At 57.8% G+C, this 14,702-nt stretch carries 16 protein-coding genes and 1 riboswitch; of the genes, 10 read left to right on the top strand and 6 right to left on the bottom strand.

Features of this window, described 5'->3' with window-relative positions; all coding sequences use genetic code 11:
* The 10 genes from MHY08_RS02620 to MHY08_RS02575 all read left to right on the top strand — a co-directional run.
* On the top strand, positions 1-956 hold a 956-nt coding region (locus tag MHY08_RS02620), incomplete at its 5' end, for an Ig-like domain-containing protein (protein WP_239235174.1).
* Positions 957-1,437: 481 nt separating this feature from the next.
* A riboswitch (TPP riboswitch) is annotated at positions 1,438-1,580 on the top strand.
* Positions 1,571-2,188: an ECF transporter S component gene (locus MHY08_RS02615; RefSeq protein ID WP_239235173.1), complete on the top strand. Its 618-nt coding sequence runs from the start codon at positions 1,571-1,573 to the stop codon at positions 2,186-2,188. Its footprint overlaps the riboswitch before it by 10 nt.
* A gap of 14 nt (positions 2,189-2,202) precedes the next feature.
* A complete protein-coding gene (locus MHY08_RS02610; RefSeq protein WP_239235172.1) occupies positions 2,203-3,630 on the top strand; it encodes an ABC transporter ATP-binding protein in 1,428 nt (475 codons plus the stop codon).
* Positions 3,623-4,393 carry an energy-coupling factor transporter transmembrane protein EcfT gene (locus MHY08_RS02605; RefSeq protein WP_239235171.1) on the top strand — a complete coding sequence of 257 codons (771 nt, stop codon included), beginning with the start codon at positions 3,623-3,625 and terminating at the stop codon, positions 4,391-4,393. The genes MHY08_RS02610 and MHY08_RS02605 overlap by 8 nt, the downstream gene beginning before the upstream one ends.
* A 26-nt stretch (positions 4,394-4,419) precedes the next feature.
* Entirely contained in the window at positions 4,420-4,971 is a 552-nt protein-coding gene (locus tag MHY08_RS02600; protein ID WP_239235170.1) for a hypothetical protein, read from the top strand.
* 233 nt (positions 4,972-5,204) lie between these two features.
* A complete protein-coding gene (rpsL, locus tag MHY08_RS02595) occupies positions 5,205-5,576 on the top strand; it encodes a 30S ribosomal protein S12 (protein WP_204610266.1) in 372 nt (123 codons plus the stop codon).
* A 6-nt stretch (positions 5,577-5,582) separates the two neighbouring features.
* On the top strand, positions 5,583-6,050 hold the full coding sequence (gene rpsG / locus MHY08_RS02590; RefSeq protein ID WP_204610265.1) for a 30S ribosomal protein S7: 468 nt from the start codon (positions 5,583-5,585) through the stop codon (positions 6,048-6,050).
* A gap of 323 nt (positions 6,051-6,373) precedes the next feature.
* Entirely contained in the window at positions 6,374-8,503 is a 2,130-nt protein-coding gene (fusA, locus tag MHY08_RS02585; RefSeq protein WP_239235169.1) for an elongation factor G, read from the top strand.
* Between the two features lie 392 nt (positions 8,504-8,895).
* Positions 8,896-10,086: an elongation factor Tu gene (gene tuf, locus MHY08_RS02580; protein ID WP_239235168.1), complete on the top strand. Its 1,191-nt coding sequence runs from the start codon at positions 8,896-8,898 to the stop codon at positions 10,084-10,086.
* A gap of 173 nt (positions 10,087-10,259) precedes the next feature.
* Positions 10,260-10,958, top strand: a complete 699-nt coding sequence (locus MHY08_RS02575) for a hypothetical protein (protein ID WP_239228627.1) — start codon at positions 10,260-10,262, stop codon at positions 10,956-10,958.
* On the opposite strand, the gene amaP is transcribed toward MHY08_RS02575, so the two are convergent.
* Genes amaP through MHY08_RS02545 form a run of 6 tightly spaced genes read right to left on the bottom strand, consistent with a single transcriptional unit; the run spans position 10,947 to position 14,068 of the window.
* Complete coding sequence (gene amaP, locus MHY08_RS02570; RefSeq protein ID WP_239228626.1) at positions 10,947-11,522, bottom strand: alkaline shock response membrane anchor protein AmaP; 576 nt, start codon at positions 11,520-11,522, stop codon at positions 10,947-10,949. The two genes, MHY08_RS02575 and amaP, sit on opposite strands and share 12 nt — an antisense overlap.
* A complete protein-coding gene (locus MHY08_RS02565; RefSeq protein WP_239235167.1) occupies positions 11,515-12,081 on the bottom strand; it encodes a DUF6286 domain-containing protein in 567 nt (188 codons plus the stop codon). The genes amaP and MHY08_RS02565 overlap by 8 nt, the downstream gene beginning before the upstream one ends.
* The gene (locus MHY08_RS02560; protein ID WP_204610258.1) at positions 12,074-13,039 is read right to left on the bottom strand and encodes an Asp23/Gls24 family envelope stress response protein; all 966 of its coding nucleotides are present in this window, start codon (positions 13,037-13,039) and stop codon (positions 12,074-12,076) included. The genes MHY08_RS02565 and MHY08_RS02560 overlap by 8 nt, the downstream gene beginning before the upstream one ends.
* A complete protein-coding gene (locus MHY08_RS02555) occupies positions 13,039-13,233 on the bottom strand; it encodes a DUF2273 domain-containing protein (RefSeq protein WP_023020546.1) in 195 nt (64 codons plus the stop codon). Before MHY08_RS02555 ends, MHY08_RS02560 begins: the two co-directional genes overlap by 1 nt.
* A 2-nt stretch (positions 13,234-13,235) precedes the next feature.
* On the bottom strand, positions 13,236-13,583 hold the full coding sequence (locus MHY08_RS02550; protein WP_049378862.1) for a hypothetical protein: 348 nt from the start codon (positions 13,581-13,583) through the stop codon (positions 13,236-13,238).
* A 5-nt stretch (positions 13,584-13,588) separates the two neighbouring features.
* On the bottom strand, positions 13,589-14,068 hold the full coding sequence (locus MHY08_RS02545) for an Asp23/Gls24 family envelope stress response protein (protein WP_204610257.1): 480 nt from the start codon (positions 14,066-14,068) through the stop codon (positions 13,589-13,591).
* Positions 14,069-14,702 lie beyond the last annotated feature (634 nt).

Below are 14,702 nucleotides of genomic sequence, written 5' to 3'. Positions count from 1 at the left end.
CCACAACTGTCAAGAGCAAGCAGACTGATGGTCAGGAGCAGAAGCCCGCTATTGATGATGTCACTGAAGGTGACAAGGAAATCACTGGTGAGGGTAAGCCTGGCTCTGAGGTAGAGGTCACCATCGTTGACAAGGATGGTAATGAAAAGGGTAAGACCACTGTGACTGTCGGTGATGACGGCAAGTGGACTGCTAAGCCTGGTGTTGACCTGAAGGAAGGTGACAAGATTACTGTCACCGATAAGGACGGCAACGAGGATTCCACAACTGTCAAGAGCAAGCAGACTGATGGTCAGGAGCAGAAGCCCGCTATTGATGATGTCACTGAAGGTGACAAGGAAATCACTGGTGAGGGTAAGCCTGGCTCTGAGGTAGAGGTCACTATCGTCGATGAGGATGGTAATGAAAAGGGTAAGACCACTGTGACTGTCGGTGATGACGGCAAGTGGACTGCTAAGCCTGGTGTTGACCTGAAGGAAGGTGACAAGATTACTGTCACTGATAAGGACGGCAACGAGGATTCCACAACTGTGAAGGGCGAGCAGTCCAATGACGGCTCCAGCCTCCCGGGTGGTTCTTCCAATGTTGATTGGGAGCGCTGTGCACCAGCTGCTGCTGGCGTTGGTTTGCCGCTGCTGTTCCTGCTGCCAATTGGTCTGGCTTCGCAGATGAACATTCCGGGCTTCTCCCCGCTGGTAAAGCAGGTATCCGCTCAGATTGATGGCATTAACCGTCAGCTGGGTCAGCAGAACGCTGCACTGCAGAAGCAGCTGGGTATCTACAATGGCCCGCTTGCAAAGCAGGCTAGCCAGATTGACATGATGCTAAAGAAGGTTAGCCCAGAGGCTGGCCGCATCGGTGGCGGAGTTGCTCTTGCTGCAGCTGGCGCACTTGCACTGGGATTGCTTATCAATTCCTGTGCTCCAGGTGCTGGTTCCTCTAGCTCCTCCAAGTAATCGTGGGAGTGGGGCTACTTAAAGTCCCGCATCTGCGCGCCATGGGAAGGGCGTAATCTTCCCAACCTTTTAGGGAACGGATATGGCCGTTAGCCCAGTTGAATCCATTAGGATCGCTGGTGCTAACGGCCATTCGTTGTCTTTTGCTAGTTAAAGGTTGAGGCTTTCGACCAGATAAATTAGTCGAGTCGCTACGATCATTGAGAGCCTTGTTACCTGGGGTCCCTAGAGCTTCGCGGAAGTGATTAGTTGCTCGGATAGTTTTGGGAAGGACTGGGATAGCTGTGTAGGAGGTAGTCCAGGTCGCCTCACAATGCGGTTTGCTGGATAGCCAGCGGACAAAAGTCGGCCCTGCTGCTCCAAAGGAGTCGTGTGTTACGCATCGGGCGGCCAATGGGGGAGGGGAGCCAATGGTGCTTGCTAGTATGGACACAGTCTTTAGTCAGGTACGCCACCATGGCTAATGCTAGAGAACGATAATTGTACAACTCACGGGTGCTTCTGCCTGTACGAAGAAGACAACGTCTTATAGACAGGCTGAGGCTGAGATACCGCCACTGTGCGGTGAACCGTAGAACCTGATCCGGATAATGCCGGCGAGAGGGAGGAAAACTATGTCTGCTAATACTGCACGTGCGTCCGCTGCCCCGAAGCGCAGTTTGAATTGGCGCGTGGTCGATATCGTGGTTGCGTCCGTGCTGGGTGTAGCCTGCGGCTTTGTATTTTTGGGTTGGAACGCAGTGGGCTACGCCTGGTTCCAAGCAATGGATGCTATTACCCCGGGGTTGGGCGGTATAGCCACCGGCATTTGGCTCATTGGTGGTGTGCTGGGTGGCCTTATCATCCGCAAACCGGGTGCAGCTGTATACGTTGAGGTCCTAGCGGCTACTGTTTCCGCAGTGCTGGGTTCCCAGTGGGGCATTGAAACCTTGTATTCCGGTTTGGCACAAGGGCTCGGCGTGGAAATTATCCTGGCTATCTTCCTGTACCGCAAGTTTGGCTTTGGTGTGTCGGTGCTTGCTGGTATGGCTGCTGGCTGGGGTGCTTTTATTCTCGAGCTATTCCTTTCCGGTAACTTGGCTCGCTCCGTCGAGTTCCAAATGATTTATTTGGCTACGCTGACTATCTCTGGTGCTATCCTCGCCGGTGCTTTGGGCTTTTTCGTGGTGAAGGCGCTAGCGAAGACAGGTGCTTTGGATCGTTTCGTCGCAGGCCGTGAACAGCGCGCTTAGGGCGTGTGGGCACTGTGACTGACTTTTCCACTCTGGCGGGAAGGCCCACAAAAATTACCGCCCGCGGTTTTGGCTGGACGCATGCCGGGCGCACCCAGCCGGCGTTAGCAGATATTGACCTGGTTATTGAGCCGGGCGAGCGGGTATTGCTCTGCGGAGACTCTGGATCCGGAAAGTCCACATTCCTGGCTGCTATAGCTGGGGTGCTGGGTTCCGATGAAGAGGGAACCCGCACCGGAGAGATCCTCTTGGAAGATTCCACTGGCGCGGTGGAAGAACCGGGCCACTCTATTCCCGTAGGGCTGGTGCTGCAAGACCCAGATTCGCAGGTTATCTCAGCTCGAGTGGGAGACGATATTGCTTTCGGCTGCGAGAACCTAGCGTATCCGAGAGAAGAGATTTGGCGCCGTGTTGCCGCGGCCAAGGATCTGGTCGGCCCGTTTGTAGATATCGATTTTCCTACTGAGCGCTTGTCTGGTGGGCAAAAGCAACGCCTTGCTTTAGCGGGTGTAATCGCTATGGGTGCAGGTGTGGTGCTGCTCGATGAACCCACTGCCAATCTTGACCCTGCCGGCGCCCGCGATGTCGTTCGTGCCGTTTCTGCACTAGTAGAAGAGACTGGGGCTACCCTCGTGGTGGTAGAACACCAACATTCGGCTTGGGAAGGACTGCTTGACCGTGCCGTGGAAATTGCGCATGGGCGCATCGTGGCCGATGGCCCCTTTGAGCAAGTAGCAAAGCGCCGACGTGTCGAAGGGCTCCCACAGGCCCGCGAGATGGGCGATGGTGCAGCTGGGGAAGGCGACGCCGCACTCTGGAGTAAGGATTTGGTTACTCGCTTCGGACCACCGCGTACGATTTCTTTGCCGGCGGGGGCTTCGACTGTGATTACAGGTCCTAATGGCGCAGGAAAATCGACATGGTTAATGACCATGGCGGGCTTGCTGCCGGCCATCTCCGGCGAGATCGGAGTGGTAGACTATGTGCGCCGTGGGGTCAAGGGCCCACCGATTCGGTGGAAATCCCGTGAGTTGGCAGATCGCATTGGATTCGTATTCCAGAACCCAGAGCACCAGTTCGTTTCTCGCACGGTGGCGGAAGAGCTGCGTGTGGCGCCAAAGGTCATGCGAGTAAAGCCGCCGGAAGAGCGCATAGCCCGATTGGTGGATTCCTTGCGCCTGGAGCACCTTTTGGAGGCTAATCCCTTCACGCTTTCAGGAGGCGAGAAGCGCCGGCTTTCAGTCGCTACTGCGTTGGTAACCTCACCTGAGGTAGTGCTCCTTGACGAGCCTACTTTTGGGCAGGACCCGCAGACCTTTGTGGAGCTGGTGCGGTTGCTACGGGAGCTAGCCGATGGTGGTACCACCGTCGCTTCTATCACCCACGATCCTTTGTTTATTCAGGCTTTGGGGGATCATCATGTGGAGGTGGAGGGTGCCTAACCTTTTGCGCGGGGCCAATCCGCTGACGCGAGTGTTTTTGATGTTTATCTGGGTCACTCCCATTTTGGCATCCATTGACTGGGTTTCGGCAGCGGTATCATTAGCGCTCACCCTGATTTTCGCCCCGCTATGCGGGGTATCGTGGGTGCGAGTCTTTAAGGCCGGATGGTTCCTCTTCTTGATTGCCCCGATTTCGGGCATTTCAATGCTTCTTTACGGCGAACCCAGCGGCACCGAATACTTCCACTGGTGGTTAATTCACATCACCGAAAATTCCCTTACTCTTGCCATCGCCATCACACTGCGTGTTTTCGCCGTAGCGTTGCCCATGGTGGTGCTGGCCCGCGACATCGATCCTACGGAGCTGGGTGATGCTCTCTCGCAGATCCTGAAGCTGCCCTCGCGCTTTGTCATTGGTGCGGTTGCAGGTGTGCGTATGATGACGCTTTTCCAATCCGATTGGCAGTCGCTGGGGATGGCGCGCAGGGCGAGGGGGCTGACGGACGTCGGCAAGCTGAAGCATCTGCTTACTATGTCCTTCGGGCTTTTGGTCATCGCGCTGCGCCGCGGTGGCAAGTTGGCCACGGCTATGGAGGCGCGCGGATTTGGTCGTACTCCACCTGGAGGAGGGGCACGGACATGGGCGCGCGAGTCCCGCCTGCGGGCCCGCGATGGGTGGATTATGGCCCTAGGTACTGTCTTCGCTTTCGTACCGGTGGTAGTTTCGGTACTCACTGGGGCCTGGAGATTCTTCGGCCTATAAACCGCGAAAGCAGTGATTGAGCGACCATGGACTTTGATAGCCAACTAGAGCGCCTTTTAGAGGACGTCGTCAAGCTGGCGGCAGCCAGAAAGCGTGCCTTCAAGCCAGTGACCGTACTTATCGACGGCCCTTCGGGCGCCGGAAAAACCTGGACTTCCGCCGCGCTGGCCGAGCGCACCAATTGGCGGGTAGTGCACCTCGATGAGTTCTATCCCGGCTGGCACGGGTTGGACAAGGGCTCTGACATGGTGGCAGAGCAGGTGTTGCGCACCATGAACCCCGGCTATTGGCGCTGGGATTGGGAGGCAGACGCCCCTGGAGACTGGGCTAGTCTGGACGTGCGCGATGACCTTATTGTCGAAGGCGTGGGCTCGGTAACCCCGGCCAATATCGCAGCAGCAAAGGAAAGGGGAGCGGTAATTAGCGTGCTTATCGACGGCCCTCGTGACCTACGCCGCGAACGCGCCATCGCCCGCGAGCCTGACTACGACCAGTGGTTTGAAACCTGGGAGGAACAGGAAAAGGACTACTTTGCCACCAAGGCCGCCGAGGCGGATCTGGTCTGGGAATGGTCCTAGCAGCAGGAAGGCGCCGATCGCGTTTTGTATAAAGCGCGGTCGGTTTGCTACTCTAAACGTCAGTTCACTATGCGTGCCTTTCTAGGCGCGCGGTGAAGAGTCTGATCCTTTACAAAGCACCGGCTTTGGAAAGAGTTCTGGACATGCGGCAGCGCCCCGGGAAAGAGCGCCTATTTTTGCATGTTTGGTTCCTTTCTTTTGGCCTCGGTGCGATTCGACAGAAAGACTGTTAAATGCCAACTATTCAGCAGCTGGTCCGCAAGGGCCGCCACAGCAAGCGTTCTGAGGTGTCTACTGCTGCGCTGAAGGGTTCCCCGCAGCGTCGCGGTGTATGCACCCGCGTGTACACCACCACTCCTAAGAAGCCGAACTCAGCACTGCGTAAGGTTGCTCGTGTTCGCCTGACCACCGGTATTGAGGTTTCCGCCTACATTCCGGGTGAGGGCCACAACCTGCAGGAGCACTCCATGGTCCTCGTTCGCGGCGGCCGTGTGAAGGACCTTCCTGGTGTTCGTTACAAGATCGTCCGCGGCGCTCTGGATACCCAGGGTGTCAAGGACCGTAAGCAGGCACGTTCCCGTTACGGCGCAAAGAAGGGACAGTAATAAACAATGCGTAAGAATGCTGCTCCGAAGCGTCCTGTAGTCAAGGACCCGGTATACAACTCCGAGCAGGTAACCATGCTCGTCAACAAGATCCTCCAGGACGGCAAGAAGTCCACCGCAGAGCGCATCGTCTACGGCGCTCTCGAGGCTTGCCGCGAGAAGACCGGTACCGATCCGGTTGGCACCCTGGAGAAGGCACTGGGCAACATCCGCCCAGACCTCGAGGTTCGCTCCCGCCGTGTCGGTGGCGCTACCTACCAGGTGCCGGTTGAGGTTCGCCCTGACCGTGCTACCACCCTGGCACTGCGCTGGATGGTGACCTTCACCCGCCAGCGTCGCGAGAACTCCATGATTGAGCGTCTCGCAAACGAGATCCTGGATGCCTCCAACGGCCTCGGCGCTTCCGTTAAGCGTCGTGAGGATACTCACAAGATGGCAGAGGCCAACCGCGCCTTCGCCCACTACCGCTGGTAATTTCAGCACCCACATCAATGGCCCAAGCAACGAGAAACAAGTTTCGCGCTGGCTGTCGGCAGTTTTCCCGCCGCGGCAACACAAAACTCCATATCTCTTGCTTGGGCCATTTTTTGCCCTAATGGGTGTGATCTCTGAGCGGTATCCCTGCCCAGTCCAGCGGCATCGTGGAGTGTCCAGTACACTGAAGCGATGGAAGTCTAGGGGCAGGCTGCTCCGAGGACGGCCAAATAGTGGCAAAAATATACATGACCTTATCCATGCAGGCGTCATAGCCAGAAACCTGGTCACGGCGTCGACGACTATTAAGTTGGGGTATAAACGTGGCACAAGAAGTGCTTAAGGACCTGAACAAGGTCCGCAACATCGGCATCATGGCCCACATCGATGCTGGTAAGACGACCACCACCGAGCGTATTCTCTTCTATACCGGTATCAACCGTAAGGTGGGCGAGACCCACGACGGTGCTTCCACCACTGACTGGATGGCACAGGAGAAGGAACGCGGCATCACCATTACCTCCGCTGCCGTGACCTGCTTCTGGAACAACAACCAGATCAACATCATTGACACCCCGGGTCACGTTGACTTCACCGTTGAGGTTGAGCGTTCCCTGCGTGTCCTTGATGGCGCCGTCGCAGTCTTCGACGGTAAGGAAGGTGTGGAGCCGCAGTCCGAGCAGGTGTGGCGTCAGGCTGCTAAGTACGACGTTCCGCGTATCTGCTTCGTCAACAAGATGGACAAGCTGGGCGCAGACTTCTACTACACCGTCTCCACCATTGAGGACCGCCTGGGCGCTAAGCCGCTGGTAATGCAGCTGCCTATTGGTGCTGAAGATGACTTCGACGGCATCGTTGATCTGCTGAACATGCAGGCATTGACCTGGCGCGGCAAGGTCGAGACCGGTGCAGAGCCTGTTGTTGAAGATATCCCTGAGGACCTCAAGGACAAGGCGGCTGAGTACCGCGAGAAGTTGGTCGAGACTGTTGCTGAGTCCGACGAAGAGCTCATGGAGAAGTACTTCGGCGGCGAGGAGCTGACCATTGACGAGCTCAAGGCCGGCATCCGTAAGCTGACCATCAACTCCGAGATTTACCCGGTTTACTGCGGTACCGCTTACCGCAACAAGGGCGTGCAGCCGCTGCTGGACGCTGTTGTTGACTTCCTGCCTAACCCGCTGGACGTTGGCGAGGTTATCGGCCACGAGGTCGGCAACGAGGACAACCAGCTCACCCGTAAGCCTTCCGTGGAGTCTTCCTTCTCCGCACTGTCCTTCAAGATTGCAGCTCACCCGTTCTTCGGCCAGCTGAACTTCATCCGCGTGTACTCCGGCCAGGTCACCCCGGGTACCGAGGTTATGAACTCCACCAAGGGCAAGAAGGAGCGTATCGGTAAGCTCTTCCAGATGCACGCCAACAAGGAGAACCCTGTTGAGCAGGCAGACGCCGGCAACATCTACGCAGTTGTTGGCCTGAAGGAGACCACCACCGGTGACACCCTGTGTGACAAGGATGACCAGATCATCCTCGAGTCCATGGACTTCCCGGATCCGGTTATCAAGGTTTCCATCGAGCCAAAGACCAAGGCTGACCAGGAGAAGCTGGGTAACGCCATTCAGAAGCTTGCTGCTGAGGACCCAACCTTCACCGTTGAACTGGATGAAGAGACCGGCCAGACCGTTATCGGCGGCATGGGCGAGCTCCACCTCGATGTTCTGGTTGACCGCATGAAGCGCGAGTTCAAGGTCGAAGCAAACATCGGTAACCCGCAGGTTGCATACCGTGAGACCATCCGCAAGAAGGTTGAGTCCATGGAATACACCCACAAGAAGCAGACCGGTGGTTCCGGCCAGTTCGCAAAGGTTATCTGCACCATCGAGCCGTACAACCCGGACCCAGAGACCCTGGAAGAGGGCGAGTCCGCAACCTACGCATTCGAGAATGCCGTTACTGGTGGCCGCGTTCCGAAGGAATACATTCCTTCCGTCGACGCTGGTATCCAGGACGCTATGCAGTACGGCTACCTGGCAGGCTTCCCGATGGTCAACATCAAGGCCACCCTGGAAGACGGCCAGTACCACGACGTCGACTCCTCCGAGATGGCCTTCAAGCTGGCCGGCTCCCAGGTATTCAAGGAAGCTATGGCCAAGGCTAAGCCTGTTCTGCTGGAGCCGATGATGGCCGTTGAGGTTGTCACCCCTGAGGAGTACATGGGTACCGTTAACGGTGACATCTCCTCCCGTCGTGGCCAGGTCTTCGCTATGGAAGACCGCTCCGGTGCGAAGGTCGTTAAGGCTAAGGTGCCGCTGTCCGAGATGTTCGGTTATATCGGTGACCTGCGTTCTTCCACCGCTGGCCGCGCAAACTTCACCATGGTCTTCGATTCCTACGCAGAGGTTCCTTCCTCCGTGGCACAGGAGATCATCGAGGAGCGCACCGGCGGCGCTAACTAAGCACTAGCCCCGTCTCTTCCGCGGTTTAGTCGGGCTGGTACTCTTCGCCAGTAGATGCCAGACCCGCCGCGGGGCGGGACAACTGGGCCAGGGTAGCGGCGGGCTGAGTTTGCAGCTTAGGCTTCTAGGTTGTGAATTGAGCCGGCCGTTACCCTCCCAGGATCCTTTTAAAAAGATTCTTGTCGAGGGAAATGGCCGCGATTTTTCGCGGGGTTACCTCCTATAACGGCGGTTTGAAAAAACCGCGACATAAATCTAGGATCGTGTAACTGGCACGTAAAGAAAGCGTCATTAGCGCTTTGCCCCACATACTGTGGGTCGGGTGCCAATGACAACTGTCAACCACGTGGCTGCGAAGGTCGTAGCCACCATATAGTCCAGGAGGACATACAGTGGCAAAGGAGAAGTTCGAGCGTACGAAGCCGCATGTGAACATCGGCACCATCGGACACGTCGACCACGGCAAGACCACCACCACCGCAGCGATCACCAAGGTGCTGGCTGACCAGTACCCTGAGGAGAACGAGGCATTCGCGTTCGACATGATCGACAAGGCTCCTGAGGAGAAGGAGCGCGGTATTACCATCAACATCTCCCACGTTGAGTACTCCACCCCGAAGCGCCACTACGCACACGTTGACGCTCCGGGCCACGCCGACTACATCAAGAACATGATTACCGGCGCTGCGCAGATGGACGGCGCTATCTTGGTTGTTGCTGCAACCGATGGCCCGATGCCGCAGACCCGTGAGCACGTTCTGCTTGCTCGCCAGGTTGGCGTTCCTTACATCCTCGTTGCACTGAACAAGTGCGATATGGTTGATGATGAGGAAATCATCGAGCTCGTTGAGATGGAGATCCGTGAGCTGCTCGCAGAGCAGGACTACGATGAGGAAGCTCCTATCACCCACATTTCCGCTTTGAAGGCTCTTGAGGGCGATGAGAAGTGGGTACAGTCCGTTGTTGACCTGATGGAAGCTTGCGACAACTCCATCCCAGATCCGCAGCGCGCTACCGACCAGCCGTTCCTGATGCCTATCGAGGACATCTTCACCATTACCGGCCGCGGTACCGTTGTTACCGGCCGTGTTGAGCGTGGCCGTCTGGAAGTCAACGAGGACGTTGAGATCATCGGTATCCAGGAGAAGTCCCAGAACACCACCGTTACCGGTATCGAGATGTTCCGCAAGATGATGGACTACACCGAGGCTGGCGACAACTGTGGTCTGCTTCTGCGTGGTACCAAGCGTGAGGACGTTGAGCGTGGCCAGGTTGTTATCAAGCCGGGCGCTTACACCCCGCACACCAAGTTCGAGGGTTCCGTCTACGTCCTGAAGAAGGACGAGGGCGGCCGCCACACCCCGTTCATGAACAACTACCGTCCGCAGTTCTACTTCCGTACCACTGACGTTACCGGTGTTGTTAACCTGCCAGAGGGCACCGAGATGGTTATGCCTGGCGACAACGTTGAGATGTCCGTTGAGCTCATCCAGCCGGTCGCTATGGACGAGGGCCTGCGCTTCGCTATCCGCGAGGGCTCCCGCACCGTCGGCGCTGGCCGCGTTACCAAGGTTATCGAGTAATCGATACCCCGTAACCGCTCAGTAGAGCTTTAAAGAGTCCGCTCCACCTTCGGGTGGGGCGGATTTTTTGATCTATATCTAATGTTCGCCCCATATGGTGTTTCTGCCTTCTGTACGATTCTTTTGGGCTGCTCGGGGCCCGGTAGCTTTGGACCGGTATAGTCTGTAGGGATATGGATGACCCCACCCGCATCGATCCCACGCTTGAGTCCCTCCGCCGCGCCTGGGAGGGCCAGCCCGACCTCAGCCTTCCCACTTTCTTTGCCATGCTGGCCAATCAAGGCATTGGATGGGGCGCCACCGACGCCGAACTCGTTGCGGAATTGGAGCGCCAAGCGGGCGTTCACCCGCCCTTGCTTCCCTTAGAGGGCGGCCGCATTGCGGCGGGGGAATGGCTCGTGCTTGCCGACGCCCCCACCTACCGCATCACCGCCACCCCTACCCGCATCATCGTGCGCCGCCCCGACACCCAGCCCGTGGTGTGGGCCTATGAGTCCATTCGCCCCACGGGCCCTGGCCGCCCATTTACTATTCGGGATACCGAGGGGTTTGAACACCGCTTTGGCGTGGTCTCAAGCCTTATGCGGTTGAGTGCCGAGTGCCCAGACCTTAATGGCCTGAAGCGGCAGGATTTGGGTGATTTCGTCTTTATTCTTCGCTTCGCAGCGGCCATCGGTGTGCTCGATCATGGGCTGCACCTATTTGCTAAGGAAAACCGCCGCGTAACTCGCCAGGACTACTCTTGGCAGCGCATAGAAAAATGCCGCCCCGGCGAGGAACTGGAAATGATCCTCGGGGGCGGCGAGTCGGCCCGCCTTGGGGCCGTTCAGGAGATCTTGGTGGCGGAGACTCCAAACCCGCTATTCGGATAGGTCTTTCATCGGACCTACCTTGCTGAACTGCAGCTTGTAGATGGTGTCCAAATCGGCGTCGGGAAACGCTGCGCGGAAATCGCGCTCATTGGTTTCAACCGCACCGGTAAGGCGCTCCACTGGGGTGTCCGGATTTGCCGTCACTGTGTACTGCAGCGTGGGCCGCGCGCGGTCATAAGCCACGAGGCGCTCTACATGGTCTACTCCCTTGACTCCATCCAAATCTTGGGCCACGGCGCCGGCGATAGCGTTCATCGACGTCGTGATAGAGCCCTTGTCATTGGACGAAGCGGACTCCACGTTATTGAAGCGGCGGTGGCGCAGATTGGCCACCACAATCCACAGCCCCAGAATAAGTAGCAGTGCGGAGCCGCCGGCTAGCGCCCACACCCACCAATCATTGTCCGCCAGGCTCTTCCACGTATCGTGGTCCACCCACAGGGCTAAGTACTTGGCAAATTCCACATTGAAGTGGATCAAGATAGGCCACACGCCCAAAGCGATGAGGATGATTCCCAGCAGGCCCAGCAGGATACGGTCAAAGGTAGCAAGTTTTCTAGACATTGTTATCCAACTCCGGAATCTTCTCTACAGCTACGGTGACCTGCGGCGGGTTCTTGAGATGAGCCAGGCAGCGTGTTACCGCGGTCTCCACCCGGCCCTGTAACTCTGCATCCTCGGTATCGCCATTGACGGTGACCTTGGCAGTCTTGCTATCCGCGGAGGTCTGTGCGGAGGCCACGCCCGGAACACGGCGAGCAGTGGCCGACGAGAGGCGAGCGATATCCACCGGCCGCATCCACATGGACGCGGTATCGGAGGCTAGTTGCATGTGCGTGGTGCGGCGGGTCTTCACTGCCGCGAAGAGGAAAATCAGGCCTACGACAATGGAGGCAACGCCGGCCCAAATCATCCACGTCTGCAGGTCTTCGGTGGCAATGAGATTAAGCACCGGCTGTACCCAGGACTGGGCATCGGAGCCGGAACCCACCAGCCACGTCTCGCGCACGCCGATGACGCCCGCGGCGAGCAGTAGGAGCCCAAGGATTACGGCCCAAGTACGAGCCGCCGGAGACGCCTTCGGCTGCTGCCCAAAGTGTTCAGGCATGTGCTGATCAGCCATTATTGCCTCCTTGTGGGCGATACGGGTTAATGGAAATGGCGCGCAAGGGCTCGGGTCGTGGCGCATCGACGTGCGACGGCCGAGGATTTGCTGGCGTGACCTCAATGCTCTTGAGCGGTTGTGGCCGCGGGGCCTTTACCGTGCGCGCAGGGGCAGACTTGGGGGCCTCGACCCGGCGCGGAGTCCACTCGTGCCGAATTTCAATCTCGCGCAGCGGCTGCGGCCGAGGGACTGCTACCTGAACTTTCCGTGCCAGTGGACGAACCTGCCCACTCGGGATCAACCTGGCTGGGCGAGGTGCAGCCACGCTGTGCACGCGAACCGGCTTGGGTTCCCTAATCGGCCGTACCGTGTGGTCGCTTGGGGACGAAATCTCACGCAGCTGGTGGTCTGGGAGGTCAGTGGAAATGTTGCGTACCTCGGTCTCGCGCGGGGTGTCCACGGACTGCACTGCGACGCCATTAGCCGGCGCAGCGATGGTGCGCACCGGTGCCTCCTGCGGTGTGGCAATGCTGCGTACATTCACCGACTTTGCAGTGACCGGCTGCCATACCGGCGAGGGCGTGATGCGTGGCGCGACGGCAGCAGCGACCTGGCGCTGCTCCACCTCTGCGGAAGTTACTCGATTGCCCGGAACGGAACCGCCGACGGTGACATTGACGCGAGTTGTGGAATAACCGGTGTGTGCCGCGATGGCCTCCGAGATGGCGGCACGAGTATGTTCCGCCACCGTGGTGACCGGCGAAGGCCACACTACGCCAATGGTGGCGTTGACGGCCGCTACCTCGCGCTCCGAGTCCATTTGGACCGAGACCCGTGGAAAACCGCGGCCGCCGATGCCTGCTAGCTTGGCCTCTATAGCCTTGGTGCCGGGCACGCTAGCAATCGCGGCGGTAACGATGCGTTCCATGGTCCGCAGCGAGATACGCGTGTGGCCCTGAGTGGAACTATCTGTCATTAACCTTGGCCTTTCTCCTTACCAATGAGGCCATTCCACACAGAAGTGAGATCGATACGGCCATCAAAGTGTGCTCCCACAATGCCGCCGATTGCGGCAAGGAGTACGGCGAGCAAAGTAGGACCCCAGCCTAGGTGCAAGAAGAAGGCAAGAATAAGGCCGGAAATGATGCCCAAAGTGGTGTAATTCTTCATATCTATTCCTTCGATGGAGCAGCGGATAAGCCATCTACGGCGTCAGAAAACTCAACGTCAATGCGCTGCAGTTCGGGACAAGCCCCACGGGCGGCGGACCGAATATCTTCTGCCAAGGCATAAAGGTCCGGCGCGGCGCTTATATCAACGCGAATGTTGATCTGCAGGTGGCGATCATCGCGCGGGTCGGGCCGACGCATGCCGACGATGCGTTCGCCCGGTAGGTACAAACTCACCGAACCGAACGAACCGCCGTCGAGCGCGGCGACGCCGCGTACCTTCTGGACTGCCTCTGCAATAGCGCGGGCGTGGCTTACCTCGAGCTCAAAACGTGCTCGGGGCTCAGGCATTGGGCTTAAGCCTGACCCTGGTTCAAAGCAGCCTGGTCTTCCGCCTCGGACTCATCCTTCGGCAGCTTTACGTCGTGAACAACAACGTTGACGCGCTCGACGCTCAGGCCGGTCATGCGCTCAACAGCATTCATGATGTTGCGGCGGATGGCCTCGGCAAGCTCGTGGATAGCTACGCCGTACTCTGCGGTGATGGCAATCTCGATGCGAGCGGTGCCGTCTTCAACCTCAACGTCGACGCCCTGGCGGACGTCCTCAGAAGCGCCGAAGGACTCGCGGATATTGCCGATCATGCGGGCTCCGCCGCCACCCAGGGAATCCACGCCGGAGACCTCGCGGGCAGCGATACCGGCAATCTTGGACACCACGACATCATCGATGGTGGTGGTGCCGTACTGGGTCTCCAGGTTGTTATTGACCTCGCGCTCCTCGGAAGCAGGAACCTGGTTGTCGGTGTTGTGTGCAGGAGTCTTGTTTTCAGACATGGGCGATTGCGCCTTTCTTTGTAGGGTGATGCATGAACGCGATATTTAGATATCTAGGCAGGACAAAAAGTCCTTAGCCAGTGCCTCCGAGCTTAGATACTTCTCAAGCGAGTGTGGGGTGTGGGCCAACAAAATTTTCCAAAACGTGATTTTTGGCACGGTTTAATGCGCGGCTTGAAAAACCGCAGCCCAACATGCTTAAATACAAAGGTTGCTTTAACAGGGCAGCGAGAACCGAGATTCGGTGATGGCGGCGGACGTCGCCAAGCGTGAGTCTCGGGGAGACGCTGAGCTGGTAAAGCGAACATGACACCTTCGTTGTCGCCATGGTTCAGGGAAACCTGAAGCATTGACTGGAAGGTCATCCAATCGGGCTAGGTCCGCGTTAGAGCAGTGACACCCCGAGAAGATGGACCGGAGAAGGGGCATGGCAAATAAACAGCGGCAGTAGACGAATTGGACACTCTCCACGTGTAATGCGTGAAAACCGTCCTCTTCACAATACTTTGACTACGGGTCTTGTACCCCGTCGAGAGCACTGCGTTCTGGCCCTTGCCATGTACCGCAACTCTTGGTCGTCATGACAGTCAGACCACTGGCGTTGTGTCAGGCCCCAAGCCCGGACAACGTTATA

Source organism: Corynebacterium sp. ACRPJ, from assembly GCF_022347345.1.
GTDB classification, from domain to species: Bacteria; Actinomycetota; Actinomycetes; order Mycobacteriales; family Mycobacteriaceae; genus Corynebacterium; species Corynebacterium tuberculostearicum_D.
This window is presented reverse-complemented; position numbering and strand designations above follow the sequence as displayed.